Origin of the sequence: Frisingicoccus caecimuris (genome assembly GCF_004340975.1) — a bacterium.
In the GTDB taxonomy this organism is placed as follows: domain Bacteria; phylum Bacillota; class Clostridia; order Lachnospirales; family Lachnospiraceae; genus Frisingicoccus; species Frisingicoccus caecimuris.
Genome location: NZ_SLXA01000006.1, coordinates 70232 through 89790 on the forward strand (window position 1 = coordinate 70232; position 19559 = coordinate 89790).

General features: G+C 43.2%; 17 protein-coding genes. 6 read left to right on the forward strand and 11 right to left on the reverse strand.

Annotated features, from left to right (window positions below; translation table 11 throughout):
• Window positions 1-10 precede the first annotated feature (10 nt).
• The 9 genes from EV212_RS07635 to EV212_RS07675 form a co-directional block, all read right to left on the reverse strand.
• Window positions 11-841 carry a purine-nucleoside phosphorylase gene (locus EV212_RS07635; protein WP_132091290.1) on the reverse strand — a complete coding sequence of 277 codons (831 nt, stop codon included), beginning with the start codon at window positions 839-841 and terminating at the stop codon, window positions 11-13.
• Window positions 842-919: 78 nt separating this feature from the next.
• Window positions 920-2212 (reverse strand): homoserine dehydrogenase, encoded by a 1293-nt coding sequence (locus EV212_RS07640; RefSeq protein ID WP_132091293.1) that lies wholly within the window; start codon window positions 2210-2212, stop codon window positions 920-922.
• Between the two features lie 106 nt (window positions 2213-2318).
• On the reverse strand, window positions 2319-2999 hold the full coding sequence (locus tag EV212_RS07645) for a DUF554 domain-containing protein (RefSeq protein ID WP_132091296.1): 681 nt from the start codon (window positions 2997-2999) through the stop codon (window positions 2319-2321).
• Window positions 3000-3181: 182 nt separating this feature from the next.
• Entirely contained in the window at window positions 3182-4351 is a 1170-nt protein-coding gene (locus EV212_RS07650; RefSeq protein ID WP_132091299.1) for a peptidylprolyl isomerase, read from the reverse strand.
• Window positions 4352-4401: 50 nt separating this feature from the next.
• A complete protein-coding gene (gene mfd / locus EV212_RS07655; RefSeq protein WP_132091302.1) occupies window positions 4402-7926 on the reverse strand; it encodes a transcription-repair coupling factor in 3525 nt (1174 codons plus the stop codon).
• Complete coding sequence (pth, locus tag EV212_RS07660; protein WP_132091305.1) at window positions 7923-8501, reverse strand: aminoacyl-tRNA hydrolase; 579 nt, start codon at window positions 8499-8501, stop codon at window positions 7923-7925. The genes mfd and pth overlap by 4 nt, the downstream gene beginning before the upstream one ends.
• 139 nt (window positions 8502-8640) lie before the next feature.
• Window positions 8641-8919 (reverse strand): septation regulator SpoVG, encoded by a 279-nt coding sequence (gene spoVG, locus EV212_RS07665; RefSeq protein WP_132091308.1) that lies wholly within the window; start codon window positions 8917-8919, stop codon window positions 8641-8643.
• Window positions 8920-8946: 27 nt separating this feature from the next.
• Window positions 8947-10071 (reverse strand): glucose-1-phosphate adenylyltransferase subunit GlgD, encoded by a 1125-nt coding sequence (gene glgD, locus EV212_RS07670; protein ID WP_132091311.1) that lies wholly within the window; start codon window positions 10069-10071, stop codon window positions 8947-8949.
• Window positions 10071-11342, reverse strand: a complete 1272-nt coding sequence (locus EV212_RS07675; protein WP_132091314.1) for a glucose-1-phosphate adenylyltransferase — start codon at window positions 11340-11342, stop codon at window positions 10071-10073. The genes glgD and EV212_RS07675 overlap by 1 nt, the downstream gene beginning before the upstream one ends.
• A 279-nt stretch (window positions 11343-11621) precedes the next feature.
• On the opposite strand from EV212_RS07675, the gene murC reads away from it, so the two are divergent.
• The 4 genes from murC (at window position 11622) to EV212_RS07695 (ending at window position 16834) form a co-directional block, all read left to right on the forward strand.
• Complete coding sequence (gene murC / locus EV212_RS07680; protein WP_132091317.1) at window positions 11622-12998, forward strand: UDP-N-acetylmuramate--L-alanine ligase; 1377 nt, start codon at window positions 11622-11624, stop codon at window positions 12996-12998.
• A 378-nt stretch (window positions 12999-13376) separates the two neighbouring features.
• A complete protein-coding gene (locus EV212_RS07685) occupies window positions 13377-14483 on the forward strand; it encodes a DnaD domain protein (protein WP_132091320.1) in 1107 nt (368 codons plus the stop codon).
• 23 nt (window positions 14484-14506) lie between these two features.
• A complete protein-coding gene (locus tag EV212_RS07690) occupies window positions 14507-15514 on the forward strand; it encodes an ATP-binding protein (RefSeq protein WP_243115505.1) in 1008 nt (335 codons plus the stop codon).
• A gap of 138 nt (window positions 15515-15652) precedes the next feature.
• The gene (locus EV212_RS07695; protein WP_132091326.1) at window positions 15653-16834 is read left to right on the forward strand and encodes a ribose-phosphate pyrophosphokinase; all 1182 of its coding nucleotides are present in this window, start codon (window positions 15653-15655) and stop codon (window positions 16832-16834) included.
• A gap of 269 nt (window positions 16835-17103) precedes the next feature.
• Here EV212_RS07695 and EV212_RS07700 read toward each other — a convergent pair whose 3' ends face one another.
• Both EV212_RS07700 and EV212_RS07705 read right to left on the reverse strand, forming a co-directional pair.
• On the reverse strand, window positions 17104-17334 hold the full coding sequence (locus EV212_RS07700) for a hypothetical protein (RefSeq protein ID WP_132091329.1): 231 nt from the start codon (window positions 17332-17334) through the stop codon (window positions 17104-17106).
• Window positions 17335-17338: 4 nt separating this feature from the next.
• The gene (locus tag EV212_RS07705; protein WP_165873330.1) at window positions 17339-17974 is read right to left on the reverse strand and encodes a GntR family transcriptional regulator; all 636 of its coding nucleotides are present in this window, start codon (window positions 17972-17974) and stop codon (window positions 17339-17341) included.
• 310 nt (window positions 17975-18284) lie between these two features.
• On the opposite strand from EV212_RS07705, the gene EV212_RS07710 reads away from it, so the two are divergent.
• Entirely contained in the window at window positions 18285-19103 is an 819-nt protein-coding gene (locus EV212_RS07710) for a creatininase family protein (RefSeq protein WP_132091335.1), read from the forward strand.
• The gene (locus EV212_RS07715; RefSeq protein ID WP_132091338.1) at window positions 19100-19516 is read left to right on the forward strand and encodes a hypothetical protein; all 417 of its coding nucleotides are present in this window, start codon (window positions 19100-19102) and stop codon (window positions 19514-19516) included. The genes EV212_RS07710 and EV212_RS07715 overlap by 4 nt, the downstream gene beginning before the upstream one ends.
• Window positions 19517-19559: the final 43 nt, after the last annotated feature.

The window sequence follows — 19559 nt, forward strand, 5'->3', positions numbered from 1 at the left end:
TTTAATGAATTTAAAGCTTTCCCATGCGATAGATACTTTCCGTAACAAACTTTTTAAACAGAGGCGCTACCCGATCCGCTGCCTGCTGTACTTCCTGGTGATTCAAAGGTTTTTCGGAAATTCCCGCTGCCATATTGGATATACAGGAAATACCGCAGATTTTCATTCCCATATGGTTGGCAGCAATGGCCTCACAGGCCGTACTCATCCCCACAGCATCTGCTCCGAGTATCCGGCTCATCCGAATCTCTGCCGGAGATTCATAATTCGGCCCCGTAAACTGGAGATAGACCCCCTCTTTCAAAGGGATCCCCAGTTTTGCCGCCCCATCCCGCAAAACACCCTGAAGTCCCTCGTCATAAATATGGCTCATATCCGGAAAACGCGGACCGAATTCTTCAATATTCTCACCAATCAAAGGCGATGGTACAAAATCAGAAATCTGATCCCGAATCAACATTAAATCTCCCGGTGCAAAAGTCTCATTGACTCCTCCGGAGGCATTGGTCAGGAATAAGATCTCCGCTCCCATCAACCGCATCAGACGGACCGGAAGTACCACATCTGCCATCGGATAACCTTCATAATAATGCACCCGACCCTGCATGGCCACCACCGGGACCCCTTTTATGAAGCCAAACAAAAAGCGACCTTTATGCCCGGGCACGGTAGATACCGGAAATCCTTCAATTTCCGAATAATCCATCGTACATTCCAGTTGTATACTCTCACCATAGTCGCCCAATCCGGAACCAAGGATCAATGCCGTCTTCGGACGAAAATCGGTCTTTGCCCGTACACAGTCCAGACATTTCAAAAGTCGTTCGTACTCTTTTGCCATGACACCCTCTCCCTTCAAGAATAATTTCATCTGATAGAAGTATAAAGTGAAAAAGGGGCGCCCTGCGGCGCCCCGAAATTAAGCGTATACGCGAATCATAGAAGATATCTCCTGAACAAAGGACATATCATTCAATGTCTGCATGGCCGCTTTAAAATTCTTTTCCTGAACAACATCTGTGATAGCCACAATCTCTGCCGTATCACAGCCTGCTGGTTTTTGAATGATTTTCTCAATGCTGACATGGTTGTTCCCAAGAATACTTGCCACATTACCAAGCACTCCGGCACAATCTCTGACAACCATACGCATAAAATATTTGCTTTCAATATCACCAATCTGTTTGATCGGCAACTCTCTGTAGCAAGTGCATCCGAACATGCCAAGGCACTTGCCCTTAATATTCCGGGCCACCTCAAGCACATCACCCACGACCGCACTGGCCGTAGGCATCTCCCCGGCGCCTCTTCCATAAAACATCGTATCATCCACCGCATCGCCATGAACAAATACAGCATTAAACACATCATTGACCGATGCAAGGGGATGTTCTTTACTGATCAACGTCGGATGTACACGAACCTCCACGCCGTTGTCCGTATTCCGGGCAATACCGAGCAGTTTGATCACACAGTCCATATCCTTGGCATATTTAATGTCCTTCGAAGTAATATGAGTAATTCCCTCAGTATACACATCATCAAAGGTAATTCTGGAATGAAAACCGATGGAACCCATGATCGCCATCTTACGTCCCGCGTCCAGACCTTCCACATCAGCCGTCGGATCGGCTTCTGCATAACCAAGCTCGGTAGCCTTCGCAAGGGCCTCTTCAAACTCCATACCTTCCTGTGCCATCTTAGTCAGGATATAGTTCGTCGTGCCATTGACAATACCCATGATCTCCGTAATCTCATTCGCGATCAGACACTGTTTCAACGGCCGGATGATCGGAATACCGCCGGCACAGGAAGCTTCAAACATAAAATCCACCTTATTGGCTTCCGCAGCATCTAAAAGTTCTCTGCCGTGGACAGCGATCAGATCCTTATTGGCAGATACGACGCTCTTCCCTGAATTCAGGCAACGCAGAATAAAGGTCCTGGCCGGTTCAATGCCCCCCATGACCTCAACAACCAGCTGAATACTGTCGTCATTCATAATATCATCAAAATTCTCAGTCAATAAAGATGCATCCACATCCTTACGGGTTTCCGGAATGCTCTTGACCAGAATCTTTGCAATCTCAATATCCGCACCCACTCTCTGGTACATATCGCTTTTACGCATCTGGAGCAGCTTATAAACGCCGCCGCCGACAGTTCCGGCTCCCATGATGGCAATTCTAATCGATTTTGTCTCTTTTTCCATGGTAAATCTCCTCTGTTTTTACATTTCCATGTGTACTATTCTATCATGATTTTTTTATTTGTACACAGAAAAATTGATAAAAGTCACCTGTTTCCATTGTTTTCACCTACATAAACAGACATAATACGGGCGGTATCAAAATTACCGGCAGGTAATTCGCCACCTTGATCTTCGTCACTCCGATCAGATTCAGTCCCAGGGCAATGATGAGAACCGAACCGGCACAAGTCATCTCCCCAATCGCATAGTCCGTCAAAAAGGGGGCGATCAACCCGGCCAGAAGCACCAGCCCTCCCTGAAAAATGAAAACAAAAATATCTGCCAGAAGAACCCCAATGCCCAGACTGGCCGCTAAGACACAGGATGAAATCAAATCCAGCGTGGCCTTGGTATACAGCATCTCACAATCTCCGGTAAGCCCGGCCTGCAGAGAACCGACGATCGTCATTGCTCCCACACAAAATAAAAGACTGGCCGTTACAAACCCTTCCGCTACCGTAATCTGCCCATCCTTTTGCCTGAACCGCGCTTCCACACAGGCCGCTAACCGATTCAGCTGCTTATCAATATCCAATAACGTCCCGATCACTGTACCGATAGCCATTGATAAAATAAGTACCAACGTATTCTCTCCCTGAAGCGCGCCGGAAATTCCGATAAACACAGTACATAGTCCGATTCCGATCATCAATGCCTCTGTGAGTTTTTCCGGAATTCCCCGTTTTAAAAACAGTCCGACCAGACTTCCGACCAATACTGTCCCCACATTAATCAAAACGCCTAACATCTCTACCCCCCGATTCTTTGAATATCTCCAGTATTAATAATATACATAACGTTAAATTGCTTGTCAACAGTATTATTTATTCAGATAACGTGCTCACGCGCAAAAGTGCCGTTAAAAAAAGAAAGTATCGTGCTGCCGCTCCGTAAAAAGCCACAAAACGATACTTTCACTTTTACTTGTTATCAGGATTCTGATTCCGCCGCGGATTCGGAGGAATTCTCTGTTTCTGCAGAAGTTTCTCCCGATTCACCAGCCACCGATTCACTCGTTCCTGTTTCGCCGGCCGTTTCATCCTCAGCAGTTTCGGATACCAGCTTATATGCTTTCCATGCTTCCGATTCAGTATAACTTGCCTCATTAATCTGCTGGCTCATCTTTTCATCCACACTTGTGGATTTCTTATTATTCTCAGCCGATGTGATGGATGCCTGAGTAGCTTCCTCATCATTTAAGGAAACACATTTGATAATATGATAACCATACTGGCTTTCCACAAGATCACTGATCTCTCCCTCACCCAGTTTCCATGCTGCGGTATAGAATGGCTCTACCATGGAGGACATGTTCACAGGATCATAACCATTTTTATCAAAAGAAAATTCGAATCCGGCATTCTCGGAACTGTATTCGTCGGCCAGAGCCTGGAAATCTTCACCGTTCTTTGCTCTTGTCAAAGCTTCCTCGGCTTTTTCTTTCTGTTCAGCCAGATAGGCTTCCTTCTCTTCATCCGTCATATCTACGTTGTTGCCTTCATCATCCTTCTTGGTTGTATCTGTCGTAGAGATCAGTACATGCTGAACCTTAATACAGGTTGCATCTGCCTTTTCTTCATCCGTCAGTTCAACCTCTTCCGCATCAAACATCGCCTGATAAACATTACCCGCCAGGGTGCTCTTCTGTACGACTGAACGAATATTATCTTCTGTAAAACCTTCTTTTTCCATTACATCTTCACCAATATTGGTCTTGAAGTTTTTTACATATTCCTCAACCGCCTGATTATCTTCATCACTTAAAGATACACCGTAAGCCTCTGCCTGACTGTTGAGAATGATCGTCTGAACAAGCTGGTCTGTGATCACATTTTTCATGGAGTCGCCTAAAGTCACGCCATCCTCGACTTCCATATCCCAAATCGAAGGGCCATAATAGGCTTCATATTGGTTTTTCATTACATAAGCATACAATCTGGCTTCGCCCATACTGATACTTCCCTGTTCCATCGTCACCGCCGCATCTTCGGACGCTGCACTTGCACCTGCTTTTCCCTGATTTCCACAGCCTGCCAGAAGTGCCGCCGTTATTGCTCCAATGCTCACCACGGATAATATCCGCTTCATAAATGCTTTCATATAATCTAATTCCTCCCGATTATGTTATTCGTCACTTTGTCCATTATAGATTATTTCACATTTTCAAGCAATCCTTTTACATCTTTTATCACATTTTTTTCACATTTTAAAATATCCTGCTGCTCCTCTTTGCGCATCTTCAATACAAAATATGGGGTCTCCCCCGGTTTGAACCGAAGTCTCCGTCCATATCTCTCAATCAGTGCCGGAATCCGTTCAACGCATACTGCCGCCTGATTGTACATAAATATCTTTGTCTCATCACCCCGGCAGGAAAGCTGAGTAATACACGCCTCATGGGCCTGGGCCTTTAACAGTGCAATATCAAGAAGATTCTGAGCCGATTTCGGCAGATCGCCAAACCGGTCACTCAGTTCATCGACCATTTCTTCATACTCCTCTTCATTAGAGATACCGGCAATTCGTTTATAAATTTCCAGCTTCTGAATCTCATTTTTAGTATAAGATGCCGGAATATAAGCATCCAGATTTAAATCCATCACTGTCTCAAAATCATTCTCTGTTACCGTCTCACCCTTAAGCTTTAAGACCGCCTCATTGAGCATTTTACAATAAAGATCATAGCCCACCGACTCCATATGGCCGCTCTGCTGCTGCCCCAGAAGATTTCCCGCTCCCCGGATTTCCAAATCCCGCATGGCGATCTTAAATCCTGAGCCAAACTCTGTAAATTCCCGAATTGCTGCCAGACGTTTTTCAGCCACCTCCCGAAGGACCGTATTCCGGCGATAAAGCAGAAAAGCATAAGCTGTCCGATTTGAACGCCCAACCCGTCCCCGAAGCTGATAAAGCTGTGACAGGCCAAGACGGTCCGCATCATGAATGATCATCGTATTGACATTGGAAATATCCAGTCCGGTCTCGATGATTGTCGTGGAAACCAGCACATCAACCTCTCCATTGATAAAACGGTACATGACCTTTTCCAGTTCCCGCTCACTCATCTGACCGTGGGCAAAAGCCACCTCCGCTTCCGGCACCAGCTTCTGAATGGCCGCCGTCATTTCCACAATGCCATTTACCCGATTAAATACATAATAAACCTGGCCGCCCCGGCCAATCTCCCGGGAAATCGCTTCCCGGACCATTTCTTCGTTATATTCCATGACATAGGTCTGCACTGGCATCCGGTCCATAGGAGGTTCACTCAGTGTACTCATATCCCGGATACCAATCAGGCTCATATGAAGGGTTCTTGGAATCGGTGTGGCCGACAACGTCAACACATCCACATTTTCCCGCAGCTTTTTGATCTTTTCTTTATGGGCCACGCCAAAACGCTGTTCCTCATCTACAATGAGTAATCCCAGATTCTTAAATTCAATATCTTTTGACAAAATCCGATGGGTTCCGATCAGAATATCCACCATACCTTTTTTCAGTTCTCTGACCGTCTCTGCCTGCTCCGTCTTTGTCCGGAACCGGGACATGCTCCGGATGACTACCGGATAATCTTTCATCCGCTGAACAAATGTATTGTAATGCTGCTGAGCCAAAATCGTTGTCGGCACCAGGAGGGCAACCTGCTTACCGTCCTGAACCGCTTTAAACGCCGCCCGGATGGCCACCTCTGTTTTTCCGTAGCCGACATCACCACAGATGAGCCGGTCCATGATCCGCTTACTTTCCATATCCCTTTTCGTCGCCTCAATAGCCGAAAGCTGATCATCCGTTTCTTCATATGGGAAAGCCTCTTCAAATTCCCGCTGCCAGATGGTATCCGGTCCGTAGGAAAAACCCTCCTGAGACTGGCGCGCCGCATAAAGCTTCAATAAATCCTCAGCCAGATCTTTGACCGCACCGCGCACCCGGCTTTTTGTCCGATGCCATTCCTGTCCGCCCAGTTTGTTCAGTTTCGGCCGTTTCGCATCAGCCCCGGCATATTTTTGAATCATATCCAGCTGAGTTGCCAGAATGTAGAGATTATCTCCGCCGGAATATTCGATTTTGATGTAATCCTTTTCAACCTTATCGACTTCTATCTTTTCTATGCCTTTATACACACCGAGCCCATGGTTCTCATGCACCACATAGTCGCCGATATTCAAATCCATAAAGCTGTTCAGCTTCTGTCCGCTGTATTCGGTTTTCTTTTTGCGCCGTTTCTTCGCCTCTCCGAAAATATCGCTTTCAGACAAAATCACAAATTTAATGAGCGGATACTCCACACCGCTGTGTAGATTTCCATAGCAAATGACGATCTGCCCCGGTTCGGCAATCCGGTTCATCGTTTCTGTTACCACAGCCGGCAATTCATACTCCTGAAGATCTCTGGCCAAATGCTCAGCCCGTGTTCTGGAATTTGCCACCAGCACCATACAATACTTACTTCGTTTCCATCGTTTCAGATCTTTAACAAGCAGTTCAAAATTCCGATGATAGGACTGAATCGACTGAACCTCCAGATGATATTTATGCATTGGAGAAAGATAGGTTATTTTCTGGTCCAACGTACTTAACATCAGACTCCGCCATTTTCCGAGCCGTTGAAACAATTCTTTTTCCGAATATAAAATTTCCATCTGGCCGGGAATAATATAACCTTTCTCCAGTCGTCCCTTCATACTTTCTTCAAATTCTCTGGTAACGCCTTCCGCCTTTTCCTGAAGTCTTGCCGATTCATCCAGAAAAATAAGCGTTTCATTTTTCGGAAAATAATCCAGAAAGGACACTGTCTCCTCATAAAAATAACGAATCAGGCTGTCCATGTTCGTACTGCCAAAGGAAAATTCAAAAGCTTCTTTTGCCTCATCATAAAGATGTTTTAAATGGCTCGCTGCCTCAGGTCTTCCTTCTTTCTGAAAAAGCCGGACACCCTTATCCACATCTTTCTTGATCTTTGCCATTCCCTTTTGTATCCTTACCTCTGTAAAGACCATTTCGGCCGCCGGATATATGGAAATTTCCTCATGCCGTTCAATCGAGCGCTGGCTTTCAGCATCAAAACTGCGGATCGTATCAATCTCATCGTCCCAGAATTCTATCCTGTAGGGACAGTCGTCCGCCAGATTATAGATATCCAGTATTCCACCCCGGACAGAAAACTGCCCCGGACCTTCCACCTGAACAGCTCGCTCAAACCCCATATGAATGAGCCTCCGGATCAAATCCTCCTGGTCACAAATACCGCCTTCCCTCAAACGCATAATCTGCTGACTCAATTTTTCCGGCGGCAAAAGACTGTCCATCAATCCGTCAATTGTCGTGACTACCGTCACCGGCTCCTGTTCCAAAAGTTTCTGAATGACTGAAAGACGCTGACGCACCAAGGCCTGCCCGTGAACATCTGCACTGTAAAAAATAATATCTCTGGCTGGATAATCCTGAACATTTTTATCAAAAAAACGGTAATTCTCATATATTTCTTTCACCCTTTTTTCGCTGTGGGTAACGATCAATTTAAAAGGATACGCCTCAGAAAAACTGGCCATCCAGTGTGTTTTCTGAGCATCCACACACCCCTCCACGTAAACCGGGCATTCATTATCCTCCAGATTCTTACAGATATTTTTGTATTCACTTAGCTGAAGTAACGGCTCTCTGAATAACTTCATCGTGCATCCCTCTTCTTTGCATTATACTTATTCATTGCTGCTTCAATATCGTCCATGAGCATCAACTTCACTGCGCCGATGACACCCTCCGAGGCCTCTTCCAGAGCCTCCTGTTCCGCTTTTGTGTATTTCGACAAAACATAATCAGCCAGATCCCATCCTTCCGGTTTATTTCCAATGCCTACCTTAATTCTCGGAAATTCCTGAGTTCCAAGGTGGGCAATAATATTCTTGACGCCATTATGTCCACCGGCGCTCCCCTTTTTCCGTATTCGAAGCTGTCCCACATCAAGACTGATATCATCATATATAATAATGATATTTTCCGGTTCAATTTTGTAGAAGTCTGTAATCTCCCGAATACTCTCCCCACTCAGATTCATATACGTCTGAGGCTTTGCAAGAATGACCCGCATGCCATCGATCATCCCCCGGCCAACCAGTGCTTTGTGTTTTTTTGTTGTCACATCGATGCCAAACTTATTTCCAATCGCATCAATCATTGTAAATCCAATATTATGCCGGGTCCCTTCATAAGTCCTGGAAGGATTGCCCAGACCTGCAATTAAATACATAATTCTCCCTCCTCAGTATTTAAAAGCATATACAGAAAGGCCGGGATTTGTCAAGCTGTTGCCGACTTATCACACAAAAAACAGGAAGAAAAACGCATCTATTTTTCTTCCTGTTTCAATCAACCCCATATATTAACTCTTAGAACGCCGCTTCTTCGCTCTCCAACGCAGCTATTTCATATTTCTCCAAAATAATGCTCTGAATTCGCTCCCTTGTTTCTGAATTAATCGGATGGGCGATATCCCGGTATTCTCCGTCAGCCGCCTTCCGGCTCGGCATAGCAATAAATAATCCCTTTTCGCCTTCAATCACCTTGATATCATGTACGACAAATTCATTATCCAATGTGATTGAAACAACCGCCTTCATTTTTCCTTCTTTTGTTACTTTGCGTACTCTTACGTCTGTAATTTGCATGTTTTAAGTCCTCCCCAGGTTCTTTGATTATAAGATATATCGGTCGCTTTTCTCCACTACAATGTTAATCTTTCCTTCTTCAGCGACATAGTGAGAATCCGCACGGATCGTATCCCTGCTTTCTACAATGCAATTCTCAATGACTGTATTGTCCCCGATATAAACATCATTTAATATAATAGAATTCCGAATGACACAGTTATTACCAACATAAACTTTCTTAAACAAAATAGAATTCTGAACTTCACCGTTCACAATACATCCGCTGGAAATCAAGGCATTCTTTATGTTCGAACCCGGATTGAATTTTGCCGGCGGCAAATCTTCAACCTTTGATAAAACATTTGGATAATCTCTGAAAAAATATTCCCGTATATCCCGCTTCAGGAAATCCATATTCGTCTGATAATAGGACGAAATCGTGGAGATATTCTGCCAGTATCCTTCATGTTTGTATGCAAAAATTTTCTTTACATCTTTATATCTTACCAGAATATCCTGTACAAAATCATATCTGTTCTCTTCATGAGCCTTCTGGACCAGCTCAATGAGCAAACGACGGCGAATCACATACACACCGATGGATACCGTATTCGTCTGAGCGATCAACGGTTTTTCTTCAAAATCCGTAATACGTCCTTCGGCATCGGTCCGTACAATGCCAAAACGGTGAATATCTTCCGAAGCATCACTCATATCCTTCACTGCCACGGTAATATCTGCCTTCGTCTGAACATGATAGTCCAGGATCTTATCATAATCCATCTTATAAACACAGTCTCCAGAGGTGATGATCACATACGGTTCGTGACATCTCCTCAGAAAATCCAGATTCTGATAGATAGAATCCGCCGTACCCATATACCAGGAACTGTTCTCTTCCGTAATAAACGGCGTCAATACAAATAAACCGCCCTGTTTACGTCCAAAATCCCACCATTTGGATGAATTTAAATGTTCATTCAGGGAGCGTGAATTATACTGTGTCAATACGGCAACCTTCTGAATGTGAGAATTGCTCATATTACTTAAAACAAAATCGATACACCGATAACTTCCGGCCACCGGCATCGCAGCAACTGCTCTCTTTTTTGACAGCTGACCCATCCGGTTATTGCTGCCTCCTGCTAATACGATTCCAACTGCTTTCATCACATCTCACCTGCCTTAACTATAGCTTGTCCGCTCGCAAGAAGTCCATTCGGATAGTCTGCTGCTTCTGTCTTGCCCACGATCGCCGTATTCTTTCCGATCTGAACGCCGGATGGAATAACAGAATTCTCTGCAACTGTCACCAGATCAAAGGCATAAACCTTTGGATTCAAAGCACTCTCAGCATATTCCCCAACGCTGAATACAACATTATCACCAACCGCAACATTCTCTGCAACGATTGCTTTATCAATGGTACAATTTCTTCCGATACGTGTGCCGCTCATAATAATAGAATCCCGCACGACCGTACCTTCTTCAATGACAACGCCGGAGCCTATGACACTGTTGTAAACTTCTCCGTAAATCTCAGATCCTTCTCCAACGATACAACGGTCCACCTTTGAACCATCCGCAAAATACAGAGGTGTTATCATATCATTATTCGTATAAATTTTCCAGAACTCCTCATATAAATTAAATTCAGGAATAATATCGATCAATTCCATGTTGGATTCCCAATAGGAACCCAGCGTTCCTACATCCTTCCAGTAGCCATTAAACTCATACGCATAGCAACTCTGAGTTTTCTCATGAACATACGGAATCACATGCATGCCAAAATCGCATCCCGGCTGGTCTTTTAACGTTAAAAGTGCTTCTTTTAATATCGGCCAATTGAAAATGTATATACCCATCGACGCCAGATTACTGCTCGGCTTCTCCGGTTTTTCCTCAAACTCTTTAATATGTCCTGTCTCGTCCGCAACAACGACACCAAAACGACTGGCTTCTTCCCACGGAACCGGCATACATGCAATGGTGATCGCTGCATTTCTCGACTTGTGGAAATCCAGCATCACCTCATAATCCATCTTATAAATATGATCACCACCCAGAATAAGAACATATTCCGGATTATAACTTTCAATATATTCCAGATTCTGAAAAATCGCATTTGCCGTACCGGAATACCAGTCCGCATTCTCGCTGCCCTCATATGGAGGCAACAGCGTTACGCCGCCATAATTCCGGTCCAGATCCCACGGAATACCAATCCCAATATGTGTGTTTAATCTTAAATGCCGATATTGTGTCAGTACACCCACTGTGTCAATACCTGAATTAATACAGTTACTCAACGGAAAATCTATAATACGATACTTACCGCCAAATGCAACTGCAGGCTTGGCCACATGAGCCGTCAATACGCCTAACCTGCTGCCTTGCCCCCCTGCTAGAAGCATGGCTATCATTTCCTTCTTAACCACGTAATCACCTCTTGTTGTTCTGTATGATTATTTAATTATAGCACTTCAGGCTTGAATTGTGAACACTTTTTACTATTTTTTTCCTGCTCAACCCAAAAAAATGTTCAATATTCCGATTTTTTTCGACAAACCGTCTAAAACCAACGTTATTTTTGCACAATTTTTGATAATCTATTTTGTGCATATTTATTTTCTGTTTTAGAACCTTTCTTTTTTCCCAAAAGCAAGTTATAATGTATAATCATGAAATATGAATAAAATAAGGAAGTGTTATTTAATATGTATAAAATTAACTTTAACCGTCCGATAAAAATCCATTTTATAGGTATTGGCGGCATCAGCATGAGCGGTCTGGCAGAGGTTCTTCTTGAACGCGGTTTTTCCATCACCGGTTCGGATATGAAATCCTCGCCTATTACTGAAAAACTTGAACATCATGGCGCGTCTATCGTCTATGGACAGAAAGCTGAAAACATCACCGACGATATTGATCTGGTCGTCTATACTGCTGCAATCCATCCGGACAATCCGGAATTCCAGGCTGTTATCCGTAAAGGCATCCCTCACATGGACAGAGCCGAACTGCTCGGTCAGATCATGAGCAACTACAAAAATTCCATCGCTGTATCCGGAACCCACGGAAAGACCACAACCACCTCCATGCTCTCCCTGATCATGCTGGCCGGTGCCTGTGATCCTACGATTTCCGTCGGCGGAATTTTAAAAGATATTGACGGTAACATCCGCGTCGGCCGCTCTCAGAATTTCATCACCGAAGCCTGCGAATATACCAACAGCTTTCTGAAATTCAATCCGCGCATTGAATTGATCCTGAATGTGGATGCGGATCATCTGGACTTTTTTAAAGACCTGGACGATATCCGTCATTCCTTCCGTCTTTTCTCCGAAAAGCTGAATAAAGACGGCATCCTGATCATCAATGGTGAGATTCCGGATTTATCCTACTTCACCCAGGGACTTCCATGCAAGATCATCACTTACGGACTGGAAGCCGATGACGACTACACAGCCAAAAATATATCCTTTAATGAATATGCCTGCGGCAGCTATGATCTATATGTTAATGGAGAAAAACTGGACCACATCACACTGAATGTCACCGGCCTGCATAACGTCTCCAACTCTCTGGCTGCCATTGCTGCCGCCAGAGAACTCGGTATACCAATGGAACATATCAAAGCAGGTCTGATGAAATTTAGAGGCACAGACCGCCGATTTGAATATAAGGGTGAAGTGAACGGCATCACAATTCTTGACGACTATGCACACCATCCGACAGAAATCGAAGCGACATTGACAGCTGCAAAAAATTATCCGCACCGGAAAATATGGTGTGCATTCCAGCCACATACTTATACCCGTACCAAAGCGCTTTTACACGAATTCGGAAAGGCCCTCTCTCTGGCCGACCATGTGGTACTTGCAGATATCTATGCAGCCAGAGAAGCGGATACGGGAGAGATCCACTCCAAAGATCTGCAGGCAGAAATCCGGAAACAGGGAACGGAAGTGGACTATTTCTCCACCTTTGAAGAAATTGAAAACTTCTTACTAAAGAACTGTCATCCAGGCGATCTGGTCATCACTATGGGAGCCGGAGATATTGTCAATGTCGGTGAAGATCTTCTGAAATAACCGATTTATAAGAGATTTTTAAACAAGGGCAAAAAAAGGGTACACAATTTTATCCACTTTTTTTACCCTTGTTTTTATTATACTTTTCACCACTTATCCACATTATCCACAGATTTATTAACATTTTTCCGTTTTAAACCTGTGGATAATTCTATTTACATAACTTTTTCCACAATCCATCCCCAAAACCTTCCAAACCTCTTAATTATTCAAGATATTTCGACATTTCTTCTGTTGCCGAAAAATGTATCCACAAAAGTTATCCACATTTTCCACATTTTCCACAGCCTCCCACCCTGAAATCGCGGCCTATTTCCAACCATTTCAAAACATGGTATACTAAAAACACGTTATATTATTTTTTAGGGTGAATGACTTATGAAATCGATTCAATTACATACAGACATGCCCCGGAATATTACGATGATTCCAAATGAATTTCTCGATCACTATATGTCCGGAGCAAATGGAGAATTTTTAAAAATTTATCTTTATCTGATTCGTTGGGCCGGCTGCCTGGAAGCATCCATCACGACAACTTCCATCGCCGACTTTTTTAACATGACTGAAAATGATGTAAAGCGTGCGCTTCGCTTCTGGGAACAGGAAGGACTTCTGCGCGTTGCCTGGGACGAAGAAGGAAATATTACAGCCATCTGTCTTCGTCCGGTAACGGCACCTTACCACCATGAAACGACCGCCGCACCTGCCCGTCCGGCAGCACCGTCTCCATCTCCGTCGATGATTCAGGAAACAAACGGGTACCGGATACCGGCTTATTCTGTCGATGATCTACAGATTTTTATGGAAGAACAAAACGGTGACCAGCTCTTTTTTATCATCCAGCAGTACACAGGCAAGCCTTTGAATCAATCCGACATGAATACCATACTGTTTTTCCACAATGAACTTGGTATGTCTCAGGATTTGATCGAGCATCTTTTTGAATATTGCATTTCCAACGGCCACCGGAAAATGAACTATATCCAGGCCGTGGCCATCGGCTGGACGGAAGCCGGCATCACAACCGTTGAAGAAGCCAAGACTTACTGTGCTTCATTTAATCAATTAAACACTTCCGTGATGAATGCTTTTGGCATTAAAGGCCGATTTCTTACGGAAGATGAACTTATTTTTATCCGCCGATGGAATCAGGAATATCACTTTTCTCAGGAACTGATCAGCGAAGCCTGCCGCCGGACCATATTGACTGCCCATTCAGCCAGCTTTCAGTACGCCGAAAAGATTCTGAAGGGCTGGCGTGATCATCAGGTCACAACTCTGGAGGATGTCCGACGTCTGGATGACGCCTTTGACAAAGCAAAAGCAGCAAGAGACCACCAGTCTCAGGAAAGAAAAATACCAAAAACATCAGCTTCTAAAAAACCGGCTTCCCGGTTCCATAATTTCAATCAGCGTTCCTATGACTACAGCAACATGGAAGTCGAATTTGTAAAAAAACTTCATTCAGACAATCAGCAGTAACTGCCCCAGGAGGATAAATTATCATGCTGAATAATTCACTATATCAGACAATCATGAGAGATTACGACCGGCGCCAGGCCGAGCAAAAACATCTTCAGGATCTGCGTATTCAGGAAATTTATGAGAAAATCCCTGAATACCGAACCCTGGAGCAGACCATTGTCTCTCTCTGTGCCGACGAAGCCCGGGACCGTATTTTGAACCCGGCTCTCAGCCATTCGGAAGCCGCCAAACGGCTGCACCACCAGATTACCGAATTAAAGGAACGGCAGCGTACACTCCTTATTTCCAGTGGATTTCCGGAAGACTATCCGGAACTTCACTACATCTGTCCGATATGCAAAGATACCGGTTTTTCAGGCAATGACCTGTGTACCTGTTTTCGTCAGGCCGCAGCCCAGAAAATTTATGATCAGTCACGTATTGCACCGATTCTTGAAACAGAAAACTTTGACACCTTTAACATCGGCTATTATTCCGAAGCAACAGATCCCCGTTTCGGTATCAGTCCGGCAGAAAATATGCGTACCATTGTTTCCAGATGTAAGGCCTTTATCCGTGATTTTGACCAGCGCTTTGCCAACATCTTTATTACGGGAAACACCGGCGTCGGAAAAAGCTTTTTAACCCATTGTATTGCCAACGAACTTCTGAAAGATTCTCGTTCCGTGCTTTACATGACGGCTTTTGATTTGATCGAAGCCTTTGAAAAACATACATTTGGTCATACGGATGAACTTGAAGACACATTTTATGAGGATACGCTGTTCGATTCCATTATGAACTGCGATACACTCATTATTGATGATCTTGGAACAGAAACCGTCAATAATTTCACCGTATCCCAACTTTTCCTCTGCCTGAATCATCGCCAGGAATACCGAAAATCCACGATCATCTCCACGAATCTCCCGGTGGAAGCAATTCAGGACATTTACAGTGAACGTATCTCTTCCCGAATCATCAGCTATTATCATATTTTCCTTATTTTCGGAGAAGATATTCGTATTAAGATTGCCCGTTCCAGATAATGTTCTTCAATAAATGCAACTTTATCCAACGACTTTCGACAAAATTCTTGACAATAAAGATATAAATAGTCCATAATGATTTATTGGTTATAAAACACAAATCTATCAATAAAAACCCTAAAAGTACGGAGGTAAATCATGAGTCAGCTCAACATCGATTTCAAAGAAACCATCCCTGTTGGTCAATTGGGAATCATCCCTCTGCAGAGCAGCTGGGAGCTTGGCAAAAAAGTCAATGAGTACATCGTTTCCTGGCGTAAGGAACGCGAAAGCGCACATAGCGGAAACATCCTTTTCGAAAACTACAAACAGGACACTTACATTATTGATGCAAAATGTTCCCGTTTTGGTTCCGGGGAAGCAAAAGGAACGATCAACGAATCTATCCGCGGAAAAGATTTGTACCTAATCGTTGACGTTACCAACTACAATATTGAATACAAATTATGTGGCCATATGAACCGCATGTCACCGGATGACCACTATTCCGATTTAAAACGTCTGATTGCCGCTGCTTCCGGTAAAGCACGCCGCATCAACGTTATCATGCCTTTCCTGTATGAAAGCCGCCAGCATAAACGTACAGCCCGTGAATCCCTCGACTGTGCACTTGCTCTTCAGGAATTAATGAGCATGGGTGTGGAAAATATTATTACCTTTGACGCTCACGATCCTCGTGTCCAGAACGCAATTCCGATGAGTGGTTTTGAAAGTATTCAGCCGAACTACCAGTTTATCAAGGCTCTTTTCCACTCCGTAAAAGACCTGACCGTAGACAGCGACCATATGATGATCATCAGCCCGGACGAGGGAGCTATGACCCGCGCCGTATATTACGCAAACGTCCTCGGTATTGATATGGGTATGTTCTACAAACGCCGCGACTATTCACGTGTTGTAGACGGACGTAATCCGATCGTTGCCCACGAATTCCTGGGCGCATCCGTTGAAGGTAAAGACGTTGTTATCATCGACGATATGATTTCTTCCGGAGAAAGTATGCTCGATACGGCCAGAGAATTGAAAAAGCGAAAAGCGAATCGTGTTTTTGTCGCCTCAACTTTTGGCCTCTTTACAAATGGTCTGGCTGCCTTCGATAAAGCTTATGAAGAGGGTACGATCAGCAAAATTCTGACAACAAACTGTATCTACCAGTCGCCGGAATTGCTTTCCAGACCATACTACGTGAATGTCGATCTGAGCAAATATATCGCTCTTCTGATCGACTCTCTGAATCATGACCATTCCATCAGTGAATTACTCGATCCGAATGAAAAGATTCATAAATTATTAAACAAGTATAACAATCACGAAATCTAATTTTTAACTTCAAAAAGAGGGAGTCTCGCTTGTATAACTGATTAGACAGTTATACAAGCGAGACTTCCTGGCTTTTTACCAAAAAAGAGAAGAACTTCCAAATTTATGGATATTTTCTCTTTTATTCTCTCTTCACTTATGATGTTTTCATACGATTTCTGTCTCCTGGCAATAAAGTTCTTTGATACATAGAGTCGCTTGTTTCCTTGTGCTTTTCTTTTGTAAATTTCTCTTTGGTTTTTAAGAATGGAGCCAGTGTCCAGATATCGTTACAATTCGAGAATATTTCCCGGTTTTAGCTGTACATTCCGCATATGGTCATCTTTCATGTGCATGAATATTGCATCCATGTCTGTTTTGGAATAACTGTTCCGGTCTCCAAATCTGGAGTGATGCATATCATACAGCATCTGCCGGTCAAGAAAGCGGCGGAATAATTCATGGTAGTAAAAAAACTCTTCATATATTCCTGATTTACCAGCCCCTTTTTTATTCTCCATTTTTTCACAAAGACTCCATCATCAAAGCAGCATGCTGCATCATTGCCTCATAGGCTCCATCACAGTCTCCGGCGCAAATAGCTCCCAGAATCTTTTTATGACAATCATATATTGCCTTTCTTGTAATCTTTCTCTCTCTTAATTGCAACTCCGAGCGATTAAAAAATCCCATTGGAGAAGATTTTAATTCAGAAAAATAGGAATCTTCCAGTGAATCAAAAATTTCTGCATGGAATTGCTGATCCAACTCAAAATAATCTCCAAAAGGCACCTCTTCTGACAAAGACTCTTCCATATCGAGCAGTAAATGTTTCATTCTCCGGACATATTTATTCCTTTTATCTGTTTGGTATTTCTTGGCCAAGCATCGAACGCAATAGCCCTCAACAGCATTGCTGAAATGATAGTGATGAAGCATCTCATCTGGAGTTATATTATGAATGCAAAAACCCCTGCTTGGCATCATATCCAGTCTTTTTTCATCACAAAGTTTCTGTACAGCTTCTCTGACCGGTGTCCTGGACATTCCCATCTGTGAAGCCAATATATTTAACGAATATGTCTGTCCATAGACTAATTCGCCATCATTAATCATACGAATAAGTTTATCGTATGCTTCGTCTTTCAACAGCATTGACATATGCGTTTCCTCCAAATACATATACTCTGACTTTAGATATGCTCTATTGTACTATATCATTCTTTGAAAGGCAAGCATTTAAAATCTCCTCTTTGATTTTTGAATACCGGTATATCTGTTTGTGTTTCCATGATATTTCACACCATCTTTTTATAAATCAACATATTTTTATGTATTTTTCACAAATATATGCTGTAAATTTTATTATTTTATCCAATTGACTCATTTTACGTGAACATGATATATTCTAATTGATATACTGGTACTTCCGGTATTCAAAAACACTATTAAATAAACGGAGGGAACACATATGTTAAACAAAATGCACGCCATGAACAGAGACCAGTTTAAAGAATTATCCACCAAAACAGATTTAGCTTTTCTTCCAGTAAGTCCAATGGAAGCCCATGGTCCACATCTTCCACTTAGTGCCGATGTACTGACCGCCTGCCAAATGGCAGAAGATACTGCAAGAAAACTCCAGGACAATGGCATTGAATCTTTGATTGCAACTCCAATCACTTACTGCCTTGCTGACGCAGCCAGCTGTTTTCCGGGAACCACAACCATTCGAGCTGAAACACTCACAGCAATTGTAGAAGATGTCTGCACAGGTCTGGCCAGACAGGGATTTAAAAAAATGATGCTCATAAGCGGCCACGCTGAAGGCCCGAGCATCGATGCCATTAAGCAGGGCGCAGAAAATGTAAAACAAAAATATTCAGATTTTGAATTTCATTTTTCTGATTTTTTTGCTGAAGGTCTTCCGAAAGCTTTTCATGTATGCAAAGGAGAACATCCTGAATGGGATATCCATGCAGGAGAAATCGAAACGGCTCAAATCATGTATCTTCATCCAGAATGGGTAGATATGAAAATTTTAAATACTTTGAAACCAAATCATGCTGCCGAACACTTCTTTGAAAAATGGGAAGCCGGTGTGGATAATTTCATAGACCTTGGCGCCCCAGATACTTATTTTGGCGACCCACGTGTTGCCACCGCCGAAACAGGAAGAAAAATCTTTGATATTATCAGCGATTTCATTGTAGAAGAAGTAGAAAAGAATTTATTAAAATCCGAAAATGACACTTTAAAAGAAGCAATCGGATGGAGGTATTCATTATGAATGAAGTGAAATTTGGAAGAATTCTTGAAACAGGTATGGGCGCCATCATGTCCCTTGTTCTAAGTTTTTCAGCCCAGGTACTTTTAGGCGCACCAATTACCATACGGGGGGTTCTCTTTGGTTGGGCAGGAGCCTTTGCCATTGCCGTCGCCATCAATTATCTATTTCCTGTCATGAACTGGTGCATTGTCATCACCAAAAATATCAAAAACAAGTGGGCTGAATACATCATTCGAGTTGCCATATTTTCTTTAATAGAAATTTTATTTAACAGTGTATGGTGTATGGTCAATTCCAATGTCATTGAATTCTGGCCTCAAAAGTTTCTGCCTTTATTATGTCTTGGAACAGCTGCTATTTTTATTGCCCTGCCTATTATGAGCAGAATAGCTGCCATTTTAGCTAAAGAATAATCAACTTTTGAATCCGCCTCTTTAAACAAGAAAGGGGGAGTAT

Excerpts from the sequence above, each read along its gene's own strand:
- EV212_RS07635 (WP_132091290.1), bottom strand. The coding sequence starts at position 841 with ATGGCAAAAGAGTACGAACGACTTTTGAAATGTCTGGACTGTGTACGG.
- EV212_RS07640 (WP_132091293.1), bottom strand. The coding sequence starts at position 2,212 with ATGGAAAAAGAGACAAAATCGATTAGAATTGCCATCATGGGAGCCGGA.
- EV212_RS07645 (WP_132091296.1), bottom strand. The coding sequence starts at position 2,999 with ATGTTAGGCGTTTTGATTAATGTGGGGACAGTATTGGTCGGAAGTCTG.
- EV212_RS07650 (WP_132091299.1), bottom strand. The coding sequence starts at position 4,351 with ATGAAAGCATTTATGAAGCGGATATTATCCGTGGTGAGCATTGGAGCA.
- mfd (WP_132091302.1), bottom strand. The coding sequence starts at position 7,926 with ATGAAGTTATTCAGAGAGCCGTTACTTCAGCTAAGTGAATACAAAAAT.
- pth (WP_132091305.1), bottom strand. The coding sequence starts at position 8,501 with ATGTATTTAATTGCAGGTCTGGGCAATCCTTCCAGGACTTATGAAGGG.
- spoVG (WP_132091308.1), bottom strand. The coding sequence starts at position 8,919 with ATGCAAATTACAGACGTAAGAGTACGCAAAGTAACAAAAGAAGGAAAA.
- glgD (WP_132091311.1), bottom strand. The coding sequence starts at position 10,071 with ATGAAAGCAGTTGGAATCGTATTAGCAGGAGGCAGCAATAACCGGATG.
- murC (WP_132091317.1), top strand. The coding sequence starts at position 11,622 with ATGTATAAAATTAACTTTAACCGTCCGATAAAAATCCATTTTATAGGT.
- EV212_RS07685 (WP_132091320.1), top strand. The coding sequence starts at position 13,377 with ATGAAATCGATTCAATTACATACAGACATGCCCCGGAATATTACGATG.
- EV212_RS07690 (WP_243115505.1), top strand. The coding sequence starts at position 14,507 with ATGCTGAATAATTCACTATATCAGACAATCATGAGAGATTACGACCGG.
- EV212_RS07695 (WP_132091326.1), top strand. The coding sequence starts at position 15,653 with ATGAGTCAGCTCAACATCGATTTCAAAGAAACCATCCCTGTTGGTCAA.
- EV212_RS07700 (WP_132091329.1), bottom strand. The coding sequence starts at position 17,334 with ATGGAGAATAAAAAAGGGGCTGGTAAATCAGGAATATATGAAGAGTTT.
- EV212_RS07705 (WP_165873330.1), bottom strand. The coding sequence starts at position 17,974 with ATGTCAATGCTGTTGAAAGACGAAGCATACGATAAACTTATTCGTATG.
- EV212_RS07710 (WP_132091335.1), top strand. The coding sequence starts at position 18,285 with ATGTTAAACAAAATGCACGCCATGAACAGAGACCAGTTTAAAGAATTA.
- EV212_RS07715 (WP_132091338.1), top strand. The coding sequence starts at position 19,100 with ATGAATGAAGTGAAATTTGGAAGAATTCTTGAAACAGGTATGGGCGCC.